16 protein-coding genes and 1 pseudogene are annotated in these 22,940 nt (G+C 68.7%); 8 read left to right on the top strand and 9 right to left on the bottom strand.

The window, feature by feature from the left end:
- Positions 1-92: 92 nt before the first annotated feature.
- Entirely contained in the window at positions 93-1,502 is a 1,410-nt protein-coding gene (locus tag ACK8N7_RS11980) for an APC family permease (RefSeq protein ID WP_500442208.1), read from the bottom strand.
- A gap of 89 nt (positions 1,503-1,591) precedes the next feature.
- Here ACK8N7_RS11980 and ACK8N7_RS11975 point away from each other — a divergent pair, with 89 nt between their 5' ends.
- Both ACK8N7_RS11975 and ppgK read left to right on the top strand, forming a co-directional pair.
- On the top strand, positions 1,592-2,581 hold the full coding sequence (locus tag ACK8N7_RS11975) for a 4-hydroxy-3-methylbut-2-enyl diphosphate reductase (RefSeq protein ID WP_403209284.1): 990 nt from the start codon (positions 1,592-1,594) through the stop codon (positions 2,579-2,581).
- 56 nt (positions 2,582-2,637) lie between these two features.
- Entirely contained in the window at positions 2,638-3,375 is a 738-nt protein-coding gene (gene ppgK, locus ACK8N7_RS11970) for a polyphosphate--glucose phosphotransferase (protein WP_500442206.1), read from the top strand.
- 64 nt (positions 3,376-3,439) lie between these two features.
- Here the strand turns inward: ppgK and ACK8N7_RS11965 are convergent, their stop codons facing one another.
- Complete coding sequence (locus tag ACK8N7_RS11965; protein WP_403209288.1) at positions 3,440-4,111, bottom strand: DUF6542 domain-containing protein; 672 nt, start codon at positions 4,109-4,111, stop codon at positions 3,440-3,442.
- A gap of 355 nt (positions 4,112-4,466) precedes the next feature.
- On the opposite strand from ACK8N7_RS11965, the gene ychF reads away from it, so the two are divergent.
- Both ychF and ACK8N7_RS11955 read left to right on the top strand, forming a co-directional pair.
- Positions 4,467-5,555: a redox-regulated ATPase YchF gene (gene ychF / locus ACK8N7_RS11960; protein ID WP_403209290.1), complete on the top strand. Its 1,089-nt coding sequence runs from the start codon at positions 4,467-4,469 to the stop codon at positions 5,553-5,555.
- Positions 5,556-5,712: 157 nt separating this feature from the next.
- Positions 5,713-5,880, top strand: a pseudogene (locus ACK8N7_RS11955) (type II toxin-antitoxin system Phd/YefM family antitoxin); the annotation flags it as partial.
- Between the two features lie 49 nt (positions 5,881-5,929).
- Here ACK8N7_RS11955 and ACK8N7_RS11950 read toward each other — a convergent pair.
- From ACK8N7_RS11950 to ACK8N7_RS11940, 3 genes are all read right to left on the bottom strand, one after another.
- The gene (locus ACK8N7_RS11950) at positions 5,930-7,813 is read right to left on the bottom strand and encodes a DNA/RNA helicase domain-containing protein (RefSeq protein ID WP_403209292.1); all 1,884 of its coding nucleotides are present in this window, start codon (positions 7,811-7,813) and stop codon (positions 5,930-5,932) included.
- A 110-nt stretch (positions 7,814-7,923) separates the two neighbouring features.
- Entirely contained in the window at positions 7,924-9,981 is a 2,058-nt protein-coding gene (locus ACK8N7_RS11945; RefSeq protein ID WP_403209294.1) for a DUF2075 domain-containing protein, read from the bottom strand.
- 161 nt (positions 9,982-10,142) lie between these two features.
- On the bottom strand, positions 10,143-10,271 hold the full coding sequence (locus tag ACK8N7_RS11940) for a DUF6408 family protein (RefSeq protein WP_403209295.1): 129 nt from the start codon (positions 10,269-10,271) through the stop codon (positions 10,143-10,145).
- Positions 10,272-10,569: 298 nt separating this feature from the next.
- Here ACK8N7_RS11940 and ACK8N7_RS11935 point away from each other — a divergent pair, with 298 nt between their 5' ends.
- On the top strand, positions 10,570-11,007 hold the full coding sequence (locus ACK8N7_RS11935) for an NfeD family protein (RefSeq protein ID WP_403209297.1): 438 nt from the start codon (positions 10,570-10,572) through the stop codon (positions 11,005-11,007).
- 29 nt (positions 11,008-11,036) lie between these two features.
- Positions 11,037-12,140, top strand: coding sequence for an SPFH domain-containing protein (locus tag ACK8N7_RS11930; protein WP_388410881.1), 1,104 nt, complete (start codon positions 11,037-11,039; stop codon positions 12,138-12,140).
- 147 nt (positions 12,141-12,287) lie between these two features.
- Here ACK8N7_RS11930 and ACK8N7_RS11925 read toward each other — a convergent pair whose 3' ends face one another.
- The 4 genes from ACK8N7_RS11925 to ACK8N7_RS11910 all read right to left on the bottom strand — a co-directional run bounded on the left by ACK8N7_RS11925 (position 12,288) and on the right by ACK8N7_RS11910 (position 19,161).
- Complete coding sequence (locus ACK8N7_RS11925; RefSeq protein ID WP_500442203.1) at positions 12,288-15,560, bottom strand: ATP-binding protein; 3,273 nt, start codon at positions 15,558-15,560, stop codon at positions 12,288-12,290.
- Between the two features lie 238 nt (positions 15,561-15,798).
- On the bottom strand, positions 15,799-17,385 hold the full coding sequence (locus ACK8N7_RS11920; RefSeq protein WP_403209301.1) for an MFS transporter: 1,587 nt from the start codon (positions 17,383-17,385) through the stop codon (positions 15,799-15,801).
- Between the two features lie 100 nt (positions 17,386-17,485).
- Positions 17,486-18,070, bottom strand: coding sequence for an NADPH-dependent FMN reductase (locus tag ACK8N7_RS11915; protein WP_403209303.1), 585 nt, complete (start codon positions 18,068-18,070; stop codon positions 17,486-17,488).
- Between the two features lie 197 nt (positions 18,071-18,267).
- Positions 18,268-19,161, bottom strand: coding sequence for an NAD(P)-dependent oxidoreductase (locus ACK8N7_RS11910; protein ID WP_403209305.1), 894 nt, complete (start codon positions 19,159-19,161; stop codon positions 18,268-18,270).
- A 474-nt stretch (positions 19,162-19,635) separates the two neighbouring features.
- Between ACK8N7_RS11910 and ACK8N7_RS11905 the strand changes: the two genes are divergently transcribed.
- A complete protein-coding gene (locus tag ACK8N7_RS11905; RefSeq protein WP_403209306.1) occupies positions 19,636-21,264 on the top strand; it encodes an FAD-binding oxidoreductase in 1,629 nt (542 codons plus the stop codon).
- A gap of 314 nt (positions 21,265-21,578) precedes the next feature.
- The gene (locus tag ACK8N7_RS11900) at positions 21,579-22,928 is read left to right on the top strand and encodes an FAD-dependent oxidoreductase (protein WP_493638429.1); all 1,350 of its coding nucleotides are present in this window, start codon (positions 21,579-21,581) and stop codon (positions 22,926-22,928) included.
- Positions 22,929-22,940: the final 12 nt, after the last annotated feature.

The raw sequence follows: 22,940 nt of genomic DNA, 5'->3' as shown, positions 1-22,940 counted from the left end.
GCCCGAGCGTATCGGGACGCACCGACAGCGACGGAGGTCCACGAACGCAAGCTGCGCGGCCCACGTACGGAAGCTGTCCGGCGAAGGCCCCCTCAGCGCCCCGCCCCGCGCTCCATCCCGCGCCCGCCAGCCCCCTGCACCGCGAGGACCACGAAACCCACCGCCAGCCAGCAAAGCCCCACCACCTGGGCGCTCGTCGTCGCCTCCACGATGACGGCGATCAGCACCCCCGCACCGACCACCGGCATGAGCACGTGCTTCCACCAGACGGGCGGCCCGCTCATCCGGCGTACGGCGAACCAGCCGACCACCGACGCGTGCAGCAGCACGAACGCGGTCAGCGCCCCGATGTCCACCACCGACACCAGCTGGTCCAGGCCGTCGTCGCGCCGGGCGGCCCACACGGCGGCCACGAGAGTCACGATCGCGGCCCCCAGGATCGCCACCCGCGGCACGCCCGACTTCGGGTCGACCTTCGCGAGGAAGGACGGCAGCCGCCGCTCGCGGGCCATCGCGAAGACCAGCCGCCCGGCGGCGGCCTGCCCCGCCAGCGCTGCGAACGCCGCACCGATCGCCTTGCTGACCGCGACCAGGTCGTGCAGCCAGGTCCCGACGGAGGCGTCGACCGCGTCGTAGAAGGCTGACCCCTGGGCCGCCGGATCCGCGGCCAGCTCCGCCGAGCTCATCGGCTCCAGGAGCGCAGCCAGATACGTCTGGGCGATGAACAGCGCCCCCGCGAGCACCAGACAGAACAGCACCGCCCGCGCGACCTTCTGCGACCCTCCCGTCACCTCCTCCGCGAACGAGGCGATGGCGTCGAACCCCAGATACGACAGGACGGCCACCGACACCGCGCCCAGGACCGCCGCCATGGAGAACGTGGCGTCCCCGGTCAGCGGCGTCAGCCACCCGCGCTGCGCCCCGTCCCGTACGAGGACGACCACGGCCGACGCCACGAAGACCAGCAGCACCACGATCTCCGTGGCCAGCACGGCGAACCCGACCCGTGCGGCCGCCCGCACCCCCCACAGATTGAGCAGGGTGGTGATCAGGACGGCGATCGCGGTCCACACCCACCGCGACACCTCGGGGACCAGCGCGTTCATCGCGATCCCGGAGAAGAGGTAGGCGACGGCGGGGATCAGCAGATAGTCGAGCATCGCCATCCACCCGGCGATGAAGCCGGGCCCTTCCCCGAGCCCCTTGCGGGCATACGTGAAGACCGAGCCGGCGAAGGGGGCGACGCGCACCATCTGGGCGTAACTGAAGGCGGTGAACCCCATGACGACGGTGGCCACGACGTAGACGAGGGCGACCGAGCCGCCGGACTTGGCGTCCAGGGTGCCGAAGATTCCGACGGGGGCCATGGGCGCGATGAACAGCAGCCCGTAGACGACGAGGTCCCGGAAGCCGAGGGTCCGCCGCAGCTTGCCCTCCTCGGCGCTGCTTCCCTTCCCCGTGCCGCCTGCGGACCCCGTACCGCTCCCCGAGACCGACGTCATGAACCCTCCACAGTCACCGTCCGCTTCACACGTGTAGCGACCAGTCTCCCGACCCGGCCGTCACGGCGCCTGTTCGGTACGGCCTTACGATGGGACGCATGACTGCAACGCCTGCCCGTCGTGTCCTGCTCGCCGCACCCCGTGGCTACTGCGCGGGCGTGGACCGCGCCGTGATCGCCGTCGAGAAGGCCCTGGAGCAGTACGGGGCCCCGATCTACGTCCGCCACGAGATCGTGCACAACAAGTACGTCGTGCAGACCCTGGAGAAGAAGGGTGCGATCTTCGTGGACGTCACCGCGGAGGTCCCCGAGGGGTCCATCGTGATGTTCTCCGCGCACGGAGTCGCGCCCACCGTCCACGCGGAGGCCGCCGAGCGCAAGCTCGCGACCATCGACGCGACCTGCCCGCTGGTCACCAAGGTCCACAAGGAAGCCGTCCGGTACGCCAAGGACGACTACGACATCCTCCTGATCGGCCACGAGGGCCACGAGGAGGTCATCGGCACCTCCGGCGAGGCCCCCGACCACATCCAGCTGGTCGACGGCCCCGAGGACGTGGCGAACATCGAGGTCCGCGACGAGTCGAAGGTCGTCTGGCTCTCCCAGACCACCCTCTCCGTCGACGAGACGATGGAGACGGTGGGCGCGCTCAAGTCGAAGTTCCCGAACCTCCTCTCGCCGCCCAGCGACGACATCTGCTACGCCACGCAGAACCGCCAGATCGCGGTGAAGAAGCTGGCCGAGGACGCCGAGCTGGTCATCGTGGTCGGCTCCAAGAACTCCTCGAACTCCATCCGCATGGTCGAGGTCGCCCTCGACGCCGGAGCCGACGCCGCATATTTGGTCGACTTCGCGAGCGAGATCGACGAGGCGTGGCTGGAGGGCGTGACGACGGTCGGCCTGACCTCCGGGGCCTCGGTCCCCGACGTCCTGGTCGACGGTGTCATCGAGTGGCTCGCGGAGCGCGGTTACGAGGACGTGGAGACGGTCAAGACGGCCGACGAGTCGATCACCTTCTCCCTCCCCAAGGAGCTCCGCCGGGACCTGCGCGCCGAGGCCGCGGCCCTCTCCGCCGAATAGGCGCGAGTAGGCCGAGTAGCAGGGCACGGGGCCCGGCCTGCCCGTACGGTGTTTCCATGGAGATCTTCGGCGTGGACATCGGCGGTTCAGGGATCAAGGGCGCTCCCGTGGACCTGGACCGAGGGGACCTGGCGCAGGAGCGCCACAAAGTGCTGACACCGCATCCGGCCACGCCCGACCGCGTGGCCGACTGCGTGGCCGAGGTCGTCGGCCACTTCGACTGGCAGGGCCCCATCGGGATCACGTTCCCGGGTGTCGTCACGGACGGCGTCACGCGCACGGCAGCCAATGTCGACAAGGGCTGGATCGACATCGACGCCCGCACCCTGCTGGGCGAGCGGGTCGGCCAGCCGGTGACGATCCTGAACGACGCGGACGCGGCCGGGGTCGCGGAGATGACGTTCGGCGCGGGCCGGGGCCGCAAGGGCACGGTCATCATGCTGACCTTCGGTACGGGCATCGGCAGCGCGCTCTTCGTCGACGGCCGCCTCGTCCCCAACACGGAGCTGGGCCACCTGGAGCTGCACGGCCACGACGCGGAGAAGCGTGCCTCCACGAAGGCCAAGGAGGACGAGGACCTCAGCTGGCAGCACTGGGCGCACCGGGTCCAGAAGTATCTGCTGCACGTGGAGATGCTGTTCTCGCCCGAGCTGTTCATCGTCGGGGGAGGCGTGAGCCGCAAGGCGGAGAAGTTCCTGCCGCTGATCGAGAAGGTCCGCGCGGAGACGGTCCCGGCGGAGCTCCAGAACAACGCGGGGATCGTCGGCGCGGCGATGGCGGCGGCGGGGAGGTAGGGGGGCGGCGCTTTCTGCTGGGGCGGCCCTATCTGCGGCGTCGGCCATACCTGTCCGGGTGGCGTTACCTGCTGGCGCGGGGGCGCTCGGCACGTCCGGCCGGTGCGCCCGCCCCGGCGGCCTTCTTGGGCGCCCGGGGAGCGGGCCGCCCCTTCTCCGCTCCCGTACGCCCCTGAGCCAGCAGATACCGCCGCCGGGCCCGCATGTGCCGGACCTTGCGTACGGAGGCGATGAGGCCGGCGACCAGCGTGCCCCCGTACAGCCAGCCGGCGTGCACGGCGAGCGCGGTGACCAGGGCCATGGTCTGACCGCCGAAGCCGCCGGACCCTCCGGAGATCGGGAAGACCCCGACGGCGAAGGCGATGGGCACACTGATCGGCGCGGTGACCAGGTCGGCGGGCCGGACCCAGAGCGCGGTGAGCGCGCTGACCGGCAGGAACAGCAGCCCGTAGACGATCTCGGAGCTGTCGAACAGCAGCCGGTCCAGGCAGGCGAGCACGAACATGGTGAGGGCGGCGAACAGCCCGGCGCCGATCCCGGTCAGCCGGGGGTTGGGGAACCGCCTCAAGGCAAGCAGCAAGGGCGGCACGGCACGGACACGCCCGCCGGCCGCCCCCACGGCCCGGTAGACGGTGGCGTTCTCCCCGAAGGAACCCTGCACGGGCGCGACGGGAGGGGCGGTCGCGGCCTGCGGTGACGGCCTGCGCTGCGAGGGACGTGTCCTGTGCTGCTCCACGGGGACAACGTAGGTCGCGCGGCGGGAGGAATCAGGCGTTGGACACGCGCTTTGGCTGAGCTTGGCGTTGCGTTCGATGCCACACGGCCGAAACGAACCTGTTCGGCTGCGTACATACGCCGAAGTCGAGCCGTAAGGGACGGCAAGGAGGCACGCGAGGGCCATCGGCGTACGGCAGCGAGGCACGGAACAGCAGCGAACAGCAGCCACCGGTCCACGGCCTCGGGTGGACCCGTGCGGGGCCGCGCGCCCCCGCCCGTAAACTGGAGAATCGGTCCACTCCGAGACCCGGCCCGAACAGCCGAGCCGGCCCCGGACGCCCCTGACCCCCTCCTCACTCCAGGAAGTCGCCAAAGTGTCGCTCACGATCGGAATCGTCGGTCTGCCGAATGTCGGCAAGTCGACCCTGTTCAACGCCCTGACCAAGAACGACGTGCTGGCGGCCAACTACCCGTTCGCCACGATCGAGCCGAACGTCGGAGTGGTCGGCGTCCCGGACCCGCGCCTCAGCAAGCTCGCGGAGATCTTCAACTCCCAGAAGCTCCTGCCGGCCACGGTGGACTTCGTCGACATCGCCGGCATCGTCCGGGGCGCGTCGGAGGGTGAGGGCCTGGGCAACAAGTTCCTCGCGAACATCCGTGAGTCCGACGCGATCTGCCAGGTCATCCGCGCCTTCAAGGACGAGAACGTCGTCCACGTCGACGGCAAGGTCTCGCCCAAGGACGACATCGAGACGATCAACACGGAGCTGATCCTCGCCGACCTCCAGTCCGTCGAGAAGGCCGTCCCGCGCCTGACGAAGGAGTCCCGCCTCCAGAAGGAGAAGGTCGCGGTGCTCGCCGCGGTCGAGGACGCGCAGAAGATCCTGGAGTCCGGCGAGACCCTCTTCTCGGCGGGCATCACGGCCGGCACCGAGAAGGGCAAGCTCCTCCACGAGCTGCACCTCCTCACGGTCAAGCCGTTCCTCTACGTGTTCAACGTCGACGAGGACGAGCTGGTCGACGAGGACTTCAAGAACGAGCAGCGCGCCCTGGTCGCCCCCGCCGAGGCGATCTTCCTCAACGCCAAGATCGAGTCCGAGCTCATCGAACTCGACGACGACGAGGCCCTGGAGCTCCTCCAGTCCATGGGCCAGGAAGAGCCCGGCCTCGCCACCCTCGGCCGCGTCGGCTTCGACATCCTGGGCCTCCAGACCTACCTCACGGCAGGCCCGAAGGAAGCCCGCGCCTGGACCATCAAGAAGGGCGCGACGGCCCCGGAGGCGGCCGGTGTGATCCACACCGACTTCCAGAAGGGCTTCATCAAGGCGGAGATCATCTCCTTCGACGACCTGGTGGAGACCGGCTCCGTCGCCGAGGCCCGCGCCAAGGGCAAGGCGCGCATGGAGGGCAAGGACTATGTGATGCAGGACGGGGATGTGGTGGAGTTCCGCTTCAACGTGTGAGCGGATGGATTAGCAGCACGCCGCAGGTGTGGCAAACAGACAGGTCAGATGGGGTCGACTCCGCCAGGAGTCGGCCCCTTGTGGTTTCCCGTGCTGGGATGGTGCTGGGAAATTTGACCGCCCATCAGTCATTCGGCCTGGCCGGAGAGTGCCGAGAGTGTCCATAACCGCGAGCGAAGCCCGCAAGGAACTCTTTCCGCTGATCAAGAAGGCAACCCAGAACCGCGAGGCTATCGAGATCGTCTCGAAGCACGGCAACGCCGTGCTTGTCTCGGCCGAGGATTACGCGGCGCTGATCGATCCGGAATCGGCGGACGCGGACGCGGGTGCTCGAGCGGACCGGTCTACCGCTCGGCTATACCTGGCCGACCCAGTCAGTGCACGGCTGCGACGCTCAAGGTCGCGCCGGCCAGGGCGCGGAGCTTGTGGCGTGTTTCGGCATCGGTCGAGTACACCACGGTGCCGATCATTCCGCGCGTCAGTAGCACCTTGTACGTATTGCGGATCAGCCGGTCCACATCGGCATCCGGGTTGGACTTCTTGAAGACTGGATCCTTGGAGGCTGTACGGTCGGTGACCCACCGGTCGGTGCGCCACACCAGGTCTGGGCCGATGATGACTCCACTCCAGTCGTATTCGAAGCCCTGTGCCGTGTACACGCAGCCCACTTGCCCGAAACCGGCCGGATCGGTTGCCCACAGCGCGGCTGGAGGCGCGCCCGCGACGGCCCGGTCACCGAAGACGTTCCAGGGCCGCTCCCACTCCCCGATGACAACGTCGGCAGGCAGTGCCTCCCCAGGTGGCACTTCCTTCGTCCACTTCCAGCAGTAGCCTGCGGACATGCGCGCGCTGTATCCCTGGGAACGGCGGTCGTCGAGGAATGCCTCCAACTCCTGCGGGCTGTCCACGAAAGTGAGTTGCATCTTGTCATCGGGTTCCCATACCACCGGGCCGCCGGGCTCAAGTCCCAAGAGCCTTACCACCCAGCGCAGATAGGCATCGCTTCCACCGCACCGAAACTGGCTGTCCAGCGGTACTACCCGACAGTGGAGCCCCTTCTTCGAGGCGGCTGCCTTGATCTCCGAGACCGTGCCCATTTCGCCGGGCCGAACGACCTGGTGCTCGTCAAGCAGGAAGACCGGAACGCGTGCCGCGTCGATGAGTTCCTCGATCTGGGCCTTTCCGGTGCGGTTCGTCGCCGGCGTATAGCGGTTGGCCGATGTCTCCCGCACGCGGTGGGCCTCATCGCAGATAAGGACGTCGAGACCATTGCGTTCGGCGGTCATGAAGCTGTTGAAGTACTTGAAGAGGTCCTTCACCTCGCGCTTCCGGGCGCCCGCGACCTTCCTCATGGTGGTCGTGAACGAGCTGGAGCCCGTCGCGTGCAGAGCGGTGGTGCCCTGCCGGTACAGCTCACCAAGAAGCGACAGCGCGATGACGCTCTTGCCGGTGCCGGGCCCGCCGGTGACGATCACGACCTCCTTGTGATCGGACTGCTTGGCGCGGCGTACAGCGTTCAGGACAATGCGGTACGCGATCTGCTGCTCGTCCAGCAGCACAAACTGCTCACGTTCGCGGACCTCTTGTGCAGCCAACGCCATGAGCTGCTTGGATGGGCCGATCTTCCCGTTGATAAGCTCGTCCGCGGACGAAGCACCGGATTCCGGCCCCAGCTTCGTCCGCAGATAATCGATGAACTCGCTGCGTCGAGCCCCGATGAAGAGCTGACCGTACTGGTCCTGCTCGACCTCGAAGAGCCCGGTGACGCCGAACTCGGTGGCATTGTGCAGATACGCGGCACCGTTGACGCGTTCCGGATGTTCGGCGAGCACTCCGTTGAAGGAGACGAGGTACTGGCAATAGCCGCGTACCTGGTCAACTGGGTTCAGTACCGCCCGCGCGTACGAGTCGATGCGGCACAGTGAAGGATCGTCATCGTCAGGCTCGGCGCTGCTCCACTGCTTCAGTTCCACGACAACGTACGACGGCAGCCCCGTCTCGGGGTGTACTCCGGCCAGCACGGCATCGGCCCGCTTGCTGTTCAACGGCAGTCCGTACTCCAGGAGCACCTCCACCTGCCCGAGACCGGCATCGTTGAGCGCACTCGCGAGCACGGGGATGCTCCGTTCCCACGAGCGCACCTCGGACGAACTGGGCTTGTGGCCGTGCGCGCGCACGAACTGCTCCGTCAAGCGGAAGAACAGGGCCCCGGAGTGGCACTCGGCAGCAACCGCTGCGGCGGAGTCGCGGAACAGCAAAACATGCCCCCAGGCAGCACGAAGAATCTCGTGCGGGTGGGGGCATGTCCTTCGTTACTCCGCAAGGCGGAGCGGAAGCCCGGCGGTCCGCAGCTACGTCGGGATCAAGGTTACCCGTGTCGCCTGCGGTAGGCAGATGGCAGCTGTGATCCTTCGGCGGTGAGCTTCGGCTGGGCACGGTCGTAGTGCTGCATGCCGATGGCGCCTGTGATGAGGCGGCGCAGTTCGTTATGTGTCGCCGGGTCGACCGCGTAGACCACGGTGCCTACCACGCCGCGGGTGAGGAGCACGTGGTAGGCGTTGAGGACGCACCGGGTGACGATCGCGTCGTCGATCTGCCCCCGGAAGGCGGGATCGCAGGAAGCGGTCCGGTCCACCTTGAACTTCCCCTCATGGAAAACCAGATCGGGTCCGATGATGACGCCGTTCCAGTCGTACTCGAAGGTCTGTGCCGTGTAGACGCAGCCGATCTGGTCGATGCCACGGCGATCGGTCGACCACAGGTCCGACCGTGGTGCATTCGGGACGCTGTGCTCCGGCTTCACGTTCCAAGGCCGACGCCAGTCCCCGATGTCCACGTCGTTGACAAGCTGTTCTCCATCCGGGTTGCTCCACGGCCAGCAGAAGCCCGCGGTGATGCGAGCCGTGGCCCCTTCCAAATGGCGTTCCCGGATGAACTGCTCCATCTGCTCGGGGGAGTCGGCGACCGTCAGCGTCATCCTCCCGTCCGGTCGCCAGGCGACCGGATCGGAGGCGTCGAGGCCCAACAACTGCTGGACCCAGCGCTGGTACCGTTTGCTGCCGCCTGCCCGGAACGTGCCTTCCAAATCGGTCACTTCGACATCGCAGCCCATGCCCTCGGCGAGCTCTTTGAGATACGTGGCCGTGCCCACCTCGTCCGGACGGATCGACTGATGATCGTCGAGCAGAAAGATTGGCACCTTGGCGGCTCTTATCACCTCAGTCGCCTGCGGCCGGTCGTCGTCCCGCAGAGCCTTCGGCGTCCAGCGGTACGTCGAGCTGCGTCGCATGCGGTGCGCCTCATCGCAGATGAGGACGTCGATGCTGTCCGGCGGGGTCTCGCTGAAGCTGTTGAAGTACCGGTACAGCCTGTTGGCCGCTCGGCGCTTGTCTGCTGTCTGCCCTCGACGGGCCGTGCTCAGGACGATCTCGCGCAGAGTCTCTGTGTAGGCGTGTGAGCCGCTTGCCAGCACAGCTTCACGGCCTTTGAGTCCGAGGGCACGCTGCAACTCGAGGGCCACTGCGCTCTTCCCGCTGCCAGGGCCGCCCCGCAGGATGTAGACACGCTTGCCGCCCGGATCGGGAGCCGGGCTGGGGGCGTCTTCGGCGTCGTAGAACAACCCGACATCGAAGCCAGTGAAGTGGGCGGTCTTCTCCAGGTGCCGGGTGATCCGGTCGACCGCGACGTACTGCTCGTCGAGGAGCGTAAGCCCGCCACCGACGACAGAGCGCTGACGGGCCACATCGGTGACCTTGACCAACGGGTCTTGGCGGTCCTGCTCCAGCGCGGAGGCCGCACGTTTCCCGGACGCGGCGGCGAATCTCGAAGTAAGTACTCGTTGGAAGCGGGCCAGGTCATCGAGTGTGTAGAGGAAGCCGTGGTCGGTCTCGGGTAGACCGAACAGCGCTTCCACATCCGCATCACGTGCGTTATGGAGCAGTGCCACACCCATCAACTGGTCTTCGTGCGCGCGAAGATGGGGCAGATATCGCAGCATGTACTCGCAGTAGCGCTGGACCTGCCGGACCGGATGCAGCTTGTTCTTCCCGTCGCCGAATCCGAGATCGACGGCGATCGGGCACAGCGGGTCCACCGTGGCGTGCCGTACTTGCTTCAGCTCAACCGCAAGGTAGGAATCCGTCCCTGTACCGGGGTGCCGGCCGCACAGCACCAGGTCGACTGCGGAGTTGGTGTGCGGCAAGTCGACCTCGACCTGCACCTCGACTTGGTCGAGGCCGCAGTCAAGCAGCGCTTTCACCACTACCGGGACGCTGTTGTTCCAGGAAGCGATGTCACCTTGGCCGGCTGCTCCCCCTTTGATCCGGGAATGCTCGTGAATCAGTTGCTCGGTGAGTGGAAGGTACGCCGAGTCGGCTCGGGCCACGATGAGTCGGCCGAGTTCAGCTGCGGACAGTTGCAGGAGCACGAAGGGTCCCCAGGCACGAGATGACTCGTGCGGGTGGGGGCATGTCCTTCGTGACTTCGCCGAAGCGGAGCGGAAGCCCGTCGGGCCGCAATGACATTCTGCAGATTACCCGGCTTCGAAAGAAGAAGGGCGGGCCCCTGGAGGCCCGCCCGCCGCCCGGCTCAGCCGAGGCGGTGCACCACGACCTGCGCCAAAGCCCACGCCAGGTTCGAGCCGAGGCTCGCGGCAATGCCAACCAGGACATCACGGATCCAGGTGCGGCGCTTGGGCCTGTACTCGACAGCAACCACGGGAATATGTCCCCCTCGGTGTGATCGGTGACGGCGCCGGATGGCTCCCGCCGGGAGCACACCGTGGGGCTGTGTCACCGAACCGAAGGGAATTGCGTACTCCCCTGGTCACGCCGCGTGCACCCTCCGAGGAGGGCACGCAGTGCATTCCAACGATAGTCCACGACACGAGGGGGTCGGCGGATGCCGCCCCCTCCCTGCGGCCGACCTGCCGAATCGCAGAGTGGACGGGGAGAGCGGTTCTGTACCGGTTATGGCGGGTATGTGATGTATAGGTCCCCTTGGGGAGGCTGATTCGATGCCGTGGCTCGCATGGTTGCTCGCCGCCGCGGCGCTCGGCGCTGCGGAGTTCTTCACCCTGACGCTGGTCTTCGGGCTGCTGGCCGGCGCCGCGCTGGTCGCTGCTGTGGTGGCCGGTGTGGGCATCGGCCTTCTCGGGCAGCTGGTGGCGCTCGCCCTGGCGGCGGTGGCGGGTCTCGTCATCGTGCGGCCCATCGCCCTGCGGGCCATGGATCGCTCGCCCATCACCCTGGAGGGCAGCGACGCCCTGATCGGCAAGCGGGCCGAGGTCATGCAGGAGGTGACTGCGACCCATGGCCTGGTCAAGGTCTCCGGCGAGGAATGGTCCGCCCGGGCTCTCGACGAGAGCCATGTGATCCCGGTGGGAACGCTGGTGGACGTCATGGAGATCGAGGGCGCCACAGCCGTCGTATACCCGCGCGAGCTTCTTCCGTGAACGGCTGAACACCTAGCGAGGGAGGACGAATGGATCCGGTGGTCATCCCGATTCTCGTGGCGGCGATCGTTGTTGTCTTTCTGGTGGCCGCCACCGTGCGGATCGTTCCGCAGGCGCGCCGCTACAACATCGAGCGGTTCGGCCGGTATCGCCGTACGCTCCAGCCCGGTCTGAACTTCGTCCTGCCGGTGGCGGACCGTGTCAACACCAAACTCGACGTCCGTGAGCAGGTCTACTCGTCCGACCCCAAGCCGGTGATCACTGAGGACAACCTCGTCGTGAACATCGACACCGTGCTCTACTACCAGATCACCGACCCCCGGGCGGCGGCCTACGAGGTCGCCGACTATCTGCAGGCCATCGATCAGCTCACCGTGACCACGCTGAGGAACGTCATCGGCTCCATGGACCTGGAGGGCACCCTCACCTCGCGTGAGGAGATCAACGCCCGGCTCCGCGCCGTCCTCGACGACGCGACCGGCAAGTGGGGCATCCGCGTCAACCGCGTCGAGATCAAGGCCATCGACCCGCCGAACACCATCAAAGAGGCGATGGAGAAGCAGATGCGCGCCGAGCGGGACAAGCGCGCGGCCATCCTGCACGCGGAAGGGGAGCGGCAGGCCAAGATCCTCACCGCGGAGGGTACGAAGCAGAAGGACATCCTGGAGGCCCAGGGCACGCAGCAGGCCATGATCCTGCGGGCGGACGGCGAGTCCAAGGCGGTGGAGCTCGTCTTCCAGTCCGTGCATCGCAACAACGCAGACCCGAAGGTCCTGGCGTACAAGTATCTGGAGACCCTCCCGCACCTGGCGAAGAGCGAGAACAACACCTTCTGGGTGATCCCGGGCGAGCTGACCGAGGCGGTTCGCACGGTCACCAGTGCGTTCGCTGACCAGTCGTCGGCGGGTGCTCCCGTATCCGTGCAGCGTGAGGAGGAAGCCCGAGAGGGTCCGTCGGAGGGTGAGGGCGGGGCTCCGGAGCTGGAGACGGACCCGACGCTCGCGCTGGACGCCGTCGCGGCCGCTGACGAGGCCGCCAAGCAGGCCGCCGCCGCAGTGAGCGACGCGAAGGCCGAGGCCGAGGCAGCGGGGGAGGTCCAGCTGCCGGGACGGCGGCCCGCGTCAGGTGATTGAGCGGGGAGGCGGACCGGCTCTGCGGACTGCTGGGGCGCGGGACCGGCCCGCTTCCGAGGATTGACGGGCTGCGGGGGCGGCCGTCTCCGCGGACGGACTGGGCGAGGGGATGGGCCAGAGGGAGTCGGCGCGCCTTCCGTACCCAGGTCAGGGGAGTGGGTCCGTCAGATGCTCCTCCGGGGCCCGTGTGCTGCCCCGCTCGAACTCGGCCTGGTAGCGGGCCTCGCCCAGCGCATCCCTGACCCGGGTGGTGATGCGGTCCACGTCGAAGCGCTCGCCGCCCCGCAGGGGTGCCTGGACCGACTCCCTGGCCGCCGTGGCCGCCCCGAGCAGGCGGGCGGCGTGCTCGGAGTGACCGGCCAGCGACTGGGCCCCGGCCAGGCCCTCCAGGGCCAGCGCCACCGCCCGCGGGTTCCCGGTGTCGCGGGCGGCGGCGTGGGCGTCCAGTTGCAGGGCGAGGGCGGCCGGGGCGTCGCCCCGGGCCTCCGCGACGAAGCCCAGCTCGGCCAGGATCACCGAGGGCCTGGCCGGCTCGTAACCCATCTGGCGGTGCAGGTCGAGCACCCGGGTCAGATGCCGCTCGGCCGCGTCGAGGTCTCCCGCCCGGCGCGCCCCGAGGGCGAGGCCGATCTCGGCGTACTGCTCCCCGAAGCTGTCCGACTGCCCGGCAGCGAGCCGTGCCGCGCGCTCATGGAACTCCTCGGCCCGAGGCAGGTCCCCGGTCAGCAGCGCGACCCGGCCGAGGCCTGAGAGCTGGAAAGACGCCTGCGGCCAGAGCCCCAGGTCCTCCGCCATCCGCAGGCCCTCCCGGTACAGCCGCCCGGCCCGCTGGTAGTCGCCCACGGTTTCGGCCAGCGTCCCGAGCGGCACCGATGCCTGGAGCTGCCCCCACTGGTCGCCCAGCTCACGGAAGAGCGCGAGGCTCTGCTCGCCGTCCCGCCGCAACGCGTTGAGGTCGCCCCGCTGATTCGCGTGGAAGGTCCGGCTGCCCAGGGCCGCCGCCATACCCCAGCGGTCGCCGAGCGACCGGAAGGTGGCCAGCGCCCGGTGGACCAGCTCCTCGCTCGGCCCCACGTCGCCGATCCCGTAGAGGCTGGACCCGAGGAACCACTGGGCCCGCGCCCGCCCGCCCGGATCGTCCAGCTCCTCGTACGGCCGCAGCGCCGTGCGGTACTCCGCCACCGGGTCGGCGACGCCGCCGAGCACCAGCTTGAAGCCGCCCAGCAGGGCCGTGGCCTTGGCCACCGCGGCCGGCGCCGCCCCACCGAGGGACAGCGCCACGGTCAGGGACCGCTTCGCCTCGTTGCTCCGGCCGCGCAGGTACCAGTACCAGCTGAGGGCGTTGGCGAGACGCAGCGCGCAGTCGGCGTCGCCGAGCTGCGCCGCGTAGTCGAACGCGGTCCGCAGATTCGCGGTTTCGGCGTCCAGGCGATGCAGCCACTGCCGCTGGCCGTGGCCCCGCAGATGCGGCTCGGCGCGCTCGGCGAGACCGGTGTAGTAGTCGCAGTGCCTGCGCCGGAGGTCCTCGAACTCGCCCTTATCCACGAGGCGTTCGATGCAGTATGCGGTGACCGATTCGAGCAGCTGGTACCGGGGCCCGTCCGTCCCGTCGGTCATGACCACCAGCGACCAGTCCACCAGCCGGGCGACGACGTCGAACACCTCCGTACGGTCCAGGTCGTCCGCCGCGCAGATCTCCTCGGCGGCGTCGAGGGTGCAGCCGTCGGCGTGCACGGCCAGCCGCCCGAGCACCACCCGTTCCTGGTCGCCGAGCAGCTCCCAGCTCCAGTCGATCACGGCCCTCAGGGTGCGCTGCCGCGCCGGGGCGCTGCGCGCGCCCACCGCGAGCAGGTGGAACCGGTCGTCCAGGCGCGCCGCCAGCTCACGTACCCCCAGCGCCCGCACCCGGGTGGCGGCCATCTCCAGGGCCAGCGGAATGCCGTCGAGGCGCCGGCAGATCGAGACGACCGCCTCGACGTTGCTCGCGGCGAGTACGAAATTCGGGGCCGCCGCGGTCGCCCGCGCCACGAACAGCTCCACCGCGCTGTACCGGCGTACGGACTCGGGGTCGAGCTCCGCCGCGGGCTCGGGCCCTCGTAGCGGCGGCACCTCCTGGAGGTATTCGCCGGTGATGCCCAGGGGCACCTGACTGGTGGCCATGATCCTCAAGGCGGGCGCGGCCTTGAGGAGTTGGTCGGTCAGCTCGGCGACCGGGCCGACCACATGCTCGCAGTTGTCGAACACCAGCAGGGCCGGCCGCTCGCCCAGCGCCTGGGCGACACGGATGGTCATCGAGGGCGCCGCGCCCCCGGACCCCGGTCCCGAGGCCGTGTCGTCCCGGACCCGGAGAACCGACCCGAGCAACTCGTGCACCGCGACCTGCGCGGCGGCGGCACCCTTCCCCCGGTCGGCGCTCGACGGGGAGGGGTCGAGCGCACCGAACTCGACCAGCCGTACGCCGCCGGGGAACTCGGCTCCGACCTGCGCGGCGGTCGAGAGCGCCAGCTGCGTCTTGCCCACCCCGCCCGGACCGATGAGCGTGACCAGCCTGTTCGCGCCCAGCAGCTCCCGGAGCTCGCCGAGCGCCTCGGCCCTGCCGATCAGGCCGGTGAGGGAGGTCGGCACGTTCGTCGGCGGGCCGGCCGCGGCCGTGTCCGGTGCGGGGGCGGCGGTCAGCGCCGTGTCCTGGGTGAGGATCGACTGGTGCAGGGCCGCCAGCTCGGGGCTGGGGTCCAGACCCAGGGTTTCGGCCAGGTGTTTACGCAGGTCGGAGTAGCTGCTGAGGGCCGCACTCTGCCGGCCCGCACGGTAGAGCGCCCGCACATGAGCGGCGCGCAGCCGTTCCCTGAGGGGGTGCAGGTCCACCACATCACCGAGCTCGTCGGCCACCAGCGCGTGCTCACCGAGGTTCAGCCGGGCCTCGGCCTGCTCCTCCAGCGCGGTCAGCCGCTGCTCCTCCAGCCGGTCCCGCGCGGCCCGGGTGAACTCCTCGTCGGCGAAGTCGGCGAAGGCGGGCCCCCGCCACAACGCCAGCGCATCCGCCAGCAGGGCGGCGCGCACCCGGAAGTCCTCGGTCGCCCGCGACCGTGTCATCAGGTCGTGGAACCGGTCCGCGTCCACCGCGTCGGCGCCCGCCCGCAGCTGGTATCCCGGTGAGTGGGACACCACGAGGTCCCGGCCGCCCGGCTCGGCGTCCTCAAGCGCCCGCCGCAGCTGCCACACCTTGTTCTGGAGCACGCCTGCCGGGTTGTTGGGCGGCCTCGTGGTCCATAGGTCGTCGATCAGCCTGTCCGCGGAGACCGCTCGTCCCTGGTGGGCCAGAAGGCAGGCCAGCAGAGCGCGGACTTTGAGCTCCGGGATCCGGACCGGTCGTCCGTCCCCCGTCCACACCGCTAACGAACCGAGAACCCCGAAATGCATGTGATCACGCTAACCCAGCGCAGCGGGCAATGACAGGACGATACTGGTCCGGCGGGCGGCCGGGACCGGCCCGTGAGCGCCGGCGCCCGGCGCCACCGAGGTGCCGCTGCCGAGGGGGCCGAGCCCTCGGCGGACCGCGTGGAATGTACGGGGGGACGCCGGCCCGGACCGTGAGGTCCTGGGCCGGCGTCCCCCCTCTGGTTCCCGGTGCCTGGTTCCCCGTTCCCGCCGGAGGGGCTCAGGTGGTCGAGAGCGAGTCCTCGGCCTTCTCCTCCTGCTCCTTCGGAGCGTCGCCGGACGGGACGGCCCCGCGGCTCTTGCGCAGCAGCGTGAACGCGAAGGTCGCGCTGATCGCGGTGACGACGGCGCAGGCGATCCCGATCGCGTTCAGCCCGCTGGCGTAGGCGTCCGACGCGGCGGCCAGCAGGCTGTCGGCGGCATCGGACGGCAGTTCGCGAGCGGCCCTGAGCGCGCCCTCCATGCCTCCCTCGGCGGAGTCGGCCGCGCCGGACGGTGTGCCGTCGGGCACGTCGAGCGAGCTGCGGTAGACGGCGGTGCCCAGGCTGCCGAGCGTGGCGATGCCGAGTGCGGTGCCCAGGTCACCGCTGATGGAGGAGAGCGCCGCCGCGGAGCCGCCCCGCTCCGGCGGGACCGACCCGACGACCAGGTTGGTGCCGAGCGCCCCGAAGGTGCCGACGCCGATGAAAGTGATCACGAAGCCGGTGATCAGCAGTGGCATCCCACCGACCGGGCCGACGAAGATGAGGAGCAGGTAACCGATCATGCCGATCAGCAGGCTCACCCCGATGACGGTGCTGAGAGGGTGCTGCTTGGCGAAGATCGGCGCCAGCTGCGCCGCGACGATCGACGCGATGGCCGCGGGCACCATCCACAGGCCCGCTTCCAGCGGCGAATAGCCCTCCACCATCTGGACGAACCCGGTGATGAACAGGTAGCCGCCGCCGGTGCCCAGCATGGAGACCATGAGGATCAGCAGTGCGGCGGTGAACGCGCCGATCTTGAAGAGCTTCAGGTCCAGCAGCGGATCGTCGAGCTTGCCCTGACGCGACAGGAACACCGCGCCGACCGCCAGGCCGAGGACGATCGAGAGGACCGGCACCAGCTCGAAGCCGTAACGCGCGAGCTCCTTCAGCCCGTAGATGATCGCCAGGATCGACACCAGCGACAGCAGGACGCTGAGCAGGTCGATCTTGCCGGCGTTGGGGTTCTTGTACTCCGGCAGGACAAAGGGAGCGACGATCAGCAGCACCACCATGACGGGCACCCCGATGAGGAACACCGAGCCCCACCAGAAGTACTCCAGCATCGCGCCGCCGACGACCGGCCCGAGCGCGGTGCCGCCCATGAAGCAGCTGGCCCACACCGCGATGGCGCGGCCACGCTGGTACGGGTCCTCGAACATGTTGCTGATGAGGGCGAGGGTGGACGGCATCAGGGTGGCGGCGGCGATGCCGAGCAGGGCGCGGGTGGCGATCAGACCTTCCGCGCTGGTGGAGTAGGCGGCGGCGATCGAGGTGATGCCGACGGCCGTCGCACCGATCAGCAGCAGCTTGCGGCGGCCGATCCGGTCGCCCAGCGTGCCCATGGTGATCAGGAAGCCGGCGATCAGGAAGCCGTAGATGTCCATGATCCACAGCGTCTGGGTACCGGTGGGGTTCAGACCCTCGGCGAGGTGGGGCAGGGCCAGGTACAGCACGCTCTGGTCGAGGGAGATCAGCAGGGTGGGCAGGGCCAGCGCCGCCAGTCCCACCCATTCCCGCGTCCCGGCCTTCCGGACCGGGGCCTCGGGGGCATTCGATGACATGGCTTTCCTTTCTTGGGCCTGGTACGTGATCAGGCGTGGTTGCGTACGTGTATGGCCGCGGGGTCCAGGGCGTGTCCGGCGGATCAGGACCGGACACGCCCTAGCCCGGATACGGCTGCCGGGCGCGGGCGTCGCTCAGGACGTGGCCCCACCAGGCGAGTTGGTCGAACATGGTCTTGGCCGCCGTTGCACAGCCCTCGGGGTCCACGGGCCGGCCCTCGGCGTCGAAGTGCTCCTGGTAGTTCGGGAAGCAGACGGAGTCCCGGACGGTGACGCTGTGCAGCCCGGGGAAGATTCCCCGCAGGTCGGCCACCGCGCGCAGCCCGCCGGCCATGCCGCCGTAGGAGACGAAGGCGACCGGCTTCGCCTTCCACGCGTCGACGTACCAGTCGATGGCGTTCTTCAGGGAGGCGGGGAAGCTGTGGTTGTACTCAGGTGTGACGATCACGAACGCGTCCGCCCTGTCCAGCCAGGGGGCGAGGTCGGTCACGGCCTGCGGCAGCGGGCCGTCGAGGCTCTCTGGCAGCACGTCGGGCAGCCACACCTGGGCCAGGTCGATCACATCGACGTCGAAGTCGTCGCGCTTGGCCGCCTCGGCGGCGATCCACTGGGCGGGGACGGGGCCGAAGCGGCCGACGCGGGTGCTGCCGATGAGTACGGCCACGTTCAGTCTGCGTTCCCGCATCACGGTTCTCCCTCGGGCTCGGTGCCTGCACCTCATACGGTGCGCCGTGCCACTCGTGATGCGCTCTCGGTCCGCTCTCGGTTCCCTTTCGGTCCGGATATCGCTGCGTCGCGCACCCCGCGGTGGTGACCGGCACACGTCACCGTGGCCGGACGCGCCTCGCGCTCACTCCAAAAGCGGAGCGAGCTGACTCGCGTCTACTTGGAGAGCAGAGCGAACAGACTCGAGAAGCCCTGGTCGCCGTGGCCTCCGGCGATACGGCGGTCCATCAGCTGCTTGACCTCGCGCATCCGCACGGCCTCCACGCCGACGGATTCCCGGTGGCTGATCATGTCGTCCATCAGCGCGGCCTGGACGTTGAGCGAACCGAGGTCCGGCGGGAACTCGCCGCTCTTGACGGCCTTGCCGATCGAGGACAGCAGGGGCGGGAAGGCGCCGATCGAGCCGGCGATGCGGTCGGCGAACTCGGCCACGTCCACACCTTCCGCCTCGACCAGCTTGAGCGTGTGCAGGAAGCCGATGAGCAGCTCGTAGGCCACCGCGACCTGGCCCATGAACTCCACGGCGGCCAGACCGGCGTCCTCGCCGTGGTGGGCGATGGTGCCCAGCACCTGCAACGTCGGCTCGTGGGTCTTGTAGGCGCTGGGGGAGCCGCTGAAGGGGAACATGATGTTCGGGGTGCCCACGTACGGCGGGTCTCCCATGATCTTGCCGTCGAGGTACTCGGCGCCGTGCTCACGCGCCCAGCTCTCGTTCGCCCGCGCCTGGGCGGGGGAGCCGCTCGTGAGGTTCACCAGCACCTTGCCCGCGACCGCGGTCTCGACGGAACCCAGTACCTCGTCGACGGCGGGGCCGTCGAGCAGACAGACCACGACGAGCGGGCTCGCCTCCACCGCCTCCGCGGCTGTCGCGGCCACCGTGGCACCGGCTTCGCCCAGCGGCGCGCTCTTGCTCGCGGTCCGGTTCCAGACCGTCGTGCGGTATCCGCGGTCGACGAACGTCCTGGCGATCGCCGAGCCCATTTCACCGAGTCCGAGCACGGTGACCTGGCTGCCGGCGCCCGCCGGGCCCCCGGTTGTCGATTCCGTCATGATGTTCCTTTCGTACCGAACGAAAAAAGCTGCGGCAGTTGCAGATTACCGGTCACGACCACCGATACGTCGATACTCCGTCAACCACACCACGTCCACCGGGAAACTCGATTACCTTCCCACTCGGGATGGGCACCTAATTCCTCCCTGCCGGTGCCGATAATAGGCAGTCGGACACGCGGGGGCCAGTGGCGATCGATTTTGTTTGTCAAGTTCCGGAACCTGACAAAGTCTGATCTTCGCTCCTCGGAGAAGCCCCTCCGTTCGGAGAGGCTGACAAGCGACCCGACACCGTTGGCGAAGTCCCGCCCCTGCCCATCGCCTCCGGAGGGCCGCGCTCCGGGCCGTCGCGGCCGTATCGCCCTCGCCGCCCTCGACCGCACCCTTCGCTCGACCGTTCGATGATGGGCGGCCGACTGCCCTGCTCCGATGTACGCGTTTATCCACCCGTTCCCGAGGAATGCGTAAGGAATCATGTCAGATCACAGCAGAAGGAAATTCATCTCCGCCGTGGGAGCGGGCTCGGCCGTCGCCGTCGGCGCTGCTGCCGGCCTCGGGAACTCCAGCGCTTCCGCGCATTCCGAGGGCAGTGCGAAAATCCTGTCGGCCGGTCCGGACGACCCGCAGTACGGCGATGTGACATCCGGATACAACAACCGTTGGCAGGCCCGGCCGGAGCGGGTGCTTTTCCCCACCTCGACGGCACAGGTGGTCGCCGCCGTCCAGAAAGCGGTCAACGAGAACAAGAAGCTCACCGTGCGCAGCGGTGGGCATTGTTACGAGGACTTCGTCTACAACGCCGAGGTCGAAGTCATTGTCGATATGAGCCTCATGAATGAGGTCTCGTTCGACGAGAAGCGCCGTGCCTTCATGATCGAGCCGGGAATCAAGCTGCGCGAGATGTACGAGCAGCTTTATCGCGGCTGGGGTGTCACGGTCCCCTCCGGCTATTGCCCGCTGGTCGGAGTGGGCGGTCAGGTCACCGGTGGCGGGACCGGAATGTATTCCAGGAGCCTCGGGCTGACCGTCGACAATATGTACGCCGTCGAAGTCGTGGTGGTCGGGCCGAACAAGAAGGTCCGCAGCGTCGTCGCCACCCGTGAGAAGAACGACCCGAACCGCGATCTGTGGTGGGCGGTCGCCGGCGGCGGAGGCGGCAATTTCGGCATTATCACCCGCTACTGGATGCGGGCGCCGGGCGCGACCGGGAACGAGCCGAAGGGACTGCTTCCGGTCCCGTCGGACGAGGTCATCACCGTCCATTACAAATGGGCGTGGGACAAGGTCAGCCGGAAGGATCTCGGAAACCTCCTCGCCAAGCACGCCCAGTGGCATCTGGACCACAGTGGCAAGGGCGACGAGAACCGGAGAATCGGCAGCTACCTCTCCTTCTTCCCTGGGCCGAAGGGGCGCATCGAGCTCTGGGCGTACATGGACGGGGCGGACGCGCGGAGCGAGGAGCTGGTGCGCGCCTACATGGAGGAGATGAACGAGGCGGTGGGCGGCGGTTCCGCCGGGCCGCCGGACCTCCAGCGGCTGACCTTCCTGCGCGCCTACAACCTCAACGCGGGTCGCGGGGACGTCTTCATGAACCCGACGCTCCGCGGCGAGCACCGGTCGGCCTACCTGCGCAAGTCGTTCACCCAGCACCAGATCGACGCGCTCTACCGGAACATGGCCGAGACCGACTACGACAACGAGTACGACCTGGCGTGGCTGGTGCTGACCTCCATCGGCGGAAAGGTCAACGAGGTGGCCTCCGACGCCACCGCCTTCCCGCAGCGGGACTCCATCTTCCAGCTGCTGTGGGAGATCCACTGGCAGGACGAGAAGGACGACGACAAGCACGTCGCCTGGACCCGCAAGATCTACTCCGAGATGTACGCGGAGACCGGCGGCGTTCCCGTACCGAACAGGGTCAACGCCGGCTGCTACATCAACTATCCGGACAGCGATGTCGCCGACCCGGAGTTCAACAAGTCCACCACGCCCTGGTCCGAGTTGTACTACGGGGCCAATTACCCGAGGCTTCAGCGGATCAAGGCCACATGGGACCCGACCAACTTCTTCAACCACCGGCTGTCGATCCGGCCGCCGAAGTGACGAGAGGAGACCGGTCGTGAACGGCCCGAGGCGCTGACGCCGAGTCCGGCCGCCCTGGATCACCCGGCAGGCGATTCCGGCCCTTCGCGATCATCCCGAAGGGCCGGATTCGTTTTCCCCGGCACTGACTTGACACAGGGCCCGGCCTCTCCTTGAGGGCGGACCGCCGTGGTCGCAGACTCCGCTGAGGGCCCTCTCCGGCGGGATATCGGCCGCCGAGGACCCGGGCCGGGCCGACGCGGAAACGTCACCACGTTCTCGGCCGGAGTGCGGAAGACGCATCCCATTCTCCTCCAGAATCCAAGAAGGGCGTCATGAGCACACGTACGCGCAAGCGCACCGCGGTGATCGGCGGCGGAATGGCCGGCAGTGCCGCCGCGAAGAAACTCATCGCGTCCGGCCGCGAGGTCGTCATCTACGAGTCGGCGGACGGTCTCGGCGGACGGGCCCGCTCCTGGCACCGGCCGGAGATCGAACCCGACGTCGGCATCAACCTGATGTACGTCAGCTTCTACAAGCTGATGACGGAGCTCATCAGCGAGTACGGACTGGAGAGCGAGCTCGTCAAGCTCTCCAGCGACATCTACATCTCCGACCGCGGCAGGGCCATCCCCCTGTCCCCGGACTCCCCGCTCAGCCCGCTCACGTACAAGCACGTCAGTCTGCGCGACCGCCTCGCCTTCCTGCGGACCACCATCAAGCAGGTGCGCGACAAGAGCCGGATCGACTTCTTCGACCCGATCAAGGCCGCCCAGCTGGACGACGGGCTGAGCGCCGCCGATTGGGGCTACCAGCAGATGTCGCGGCGCGGCTTCGACTTCATGCTCCGGCCCCAGGTCGAAGGGTTCTGGAACTTCGCGTCCGAGGACGCCTCCGCGGTCCATGCCAAGGGGCTCCTGGCCTGGATGGGCGGCTCCAGCTTCTACGTCTTCCGCAACGGTATGCAGATCATCGCCGAGAGGAACGCGGAGGGCGCCGAGTTGCGCCTGGCGCACGAGGTGACCGATGTGCAGCTGGCGGGCGCCCGGCTGCGGGTCACGGCGGGCCCGGTGGGCGGAGATCCCGCGACCGAGACCTTCGACGAGCTGGTGTTCGCCACCCCCGCGCCGATCGCCGCGAAGCTCACCGCCGCACTCCCCACGGAGATCGTCGGTGGCGACGCACGGCGGTTCCTGGAGAGCCAGCGGTACGAACCGGCGCTCTCCGTCTCCTATTTGGTCGACGTCGGGGGCCTGCCGTCCGAGGCGCACATCGTGGCCGGGGGACCGGGCGACCAGCCGCTGCGCAACATGATCACCTACCCCCGCACGGTGCGGGACGAGCGGGGCCGGGCGGTCGACAAGCTCCTCGTCTTCGCCTACCCGGGCCGGGCGAACACCCGGCGTCTGCTGGGCCTGCCGCCGGAGGAGCAGTTCGCCGCGGTCCTCCCATGGCTCAAGACCCTCTGGGCGGACTTCTCGGGCGAGGCCGAGCCGTTCCACGTGGCCGAGCGCCCGTACGGGTTCCCGATCCCGGCCCCGGGCCGCTACCGCCAGGCCGTCGAGGTCATGAAGCAGCAGGGCGCCCCGGTGGTGTTCGCGGGCGACTACTTCAACTCACCCACCACGGAGGCCGCGCTCCTGTCCGGCTTCCGGGCCGCCGAGGCGCTGACGCGGGCGGACTGACCGCCACCAGGC

Source organism: Streptomyces griseobrunneus, from assembly GCF_046713465.1.
GTDB lineage: Bacteria > Actinomycetota > Actinomycetes > Streptomycetales > Streptomycetaceae > Streptomyces > Streptomyces microflavus.
Note: the sequence above shows the minus strand (reverse complement) of the source record. Positions and strands in the feature narration are given on the sequence as shown.

Bases quoted from the DNA above. Each gene is read 5' to 3' on its own strand.
- ACK8N7_RS11980 (WP_500442208.1), bottom strand. From the start codon at position 1,502: ATGACGTCGGTCTCGGGGAGCGGTACGGGGTCCGCAGGCGGCACGGGG.
- ACK8N7_RS11975 (WP_403209284.1), top strand. From the start codon at position 1,592: ATGGGACGCATGACTGCAACGCCTGCCCGTCGTGTCCTGCTCGCCGCA.
- ppgK (WP_500442206.1), top strand. From the start codon at position 2,638: ATGGAGATCTTCGGCGTGGACATCGGCGGTTCAGGGATCAAGGGCGCT.
- ACK8N7_RS11935 (WP_403209297.1), top strand. From the start codon at position 10,570: ATGCCGTGGCTCGCATGGTTGCTCGCCGCCGCGGCGCTCGGCGCTGCG.
- ACK8N7_RS11930 (WP_388410881.1), top strand. From the start codon at position 11,037: ATGGATCCGGTGGTCATCCCGATTCTCGTGGCGGCGATCGTTGTTGTC.
- ACK8N7_RS11925 (WP_500442203.1), bottom strand. From the start codon at position 15,560: ATGCATTTCGGGGTTCTCGGTTCGTTAGCGGTGTGGACGGGGGACGGA.
- ACK8N7_RS11920 (WP_403209301.1), bottom strand. From the start codon at position 17,385: ATGTCATCGAATGCCCCCGAGGCCCCGGTCCGGAAGGCCGGGACGCGG.
- ACK8N7_RS11915 (WP_403209303.1), bottom strand. From the start codon at position 18,070: ATGCGGGAACGCAGACTGAACGTGGCCGTACTCATCGGCAGCACCCGC.
- ACK8N7_RS11910 (WP_403209305.1), bottom strand. From the start codon at position 19,161: ATGACGGAATCGACAACCGGGGGCCCGGCGGGCGCCGGCAGCCAGGTC.
- ACK8N7_RS11905 (WP_403209306.1), top strand. From the start codon at position 19,636: ATGTCAGATCACAGCAGAAGGAAATTCATCTCCGCCGTGGGAGCGGGC.
- ACK8N7_RS11900 (WP_493638429.1), top strand. From the start codon at position 21,579: ATGAGCACACGTACGCGCAAGCGCACCGCGGTGATCGGCGGCGGAATG.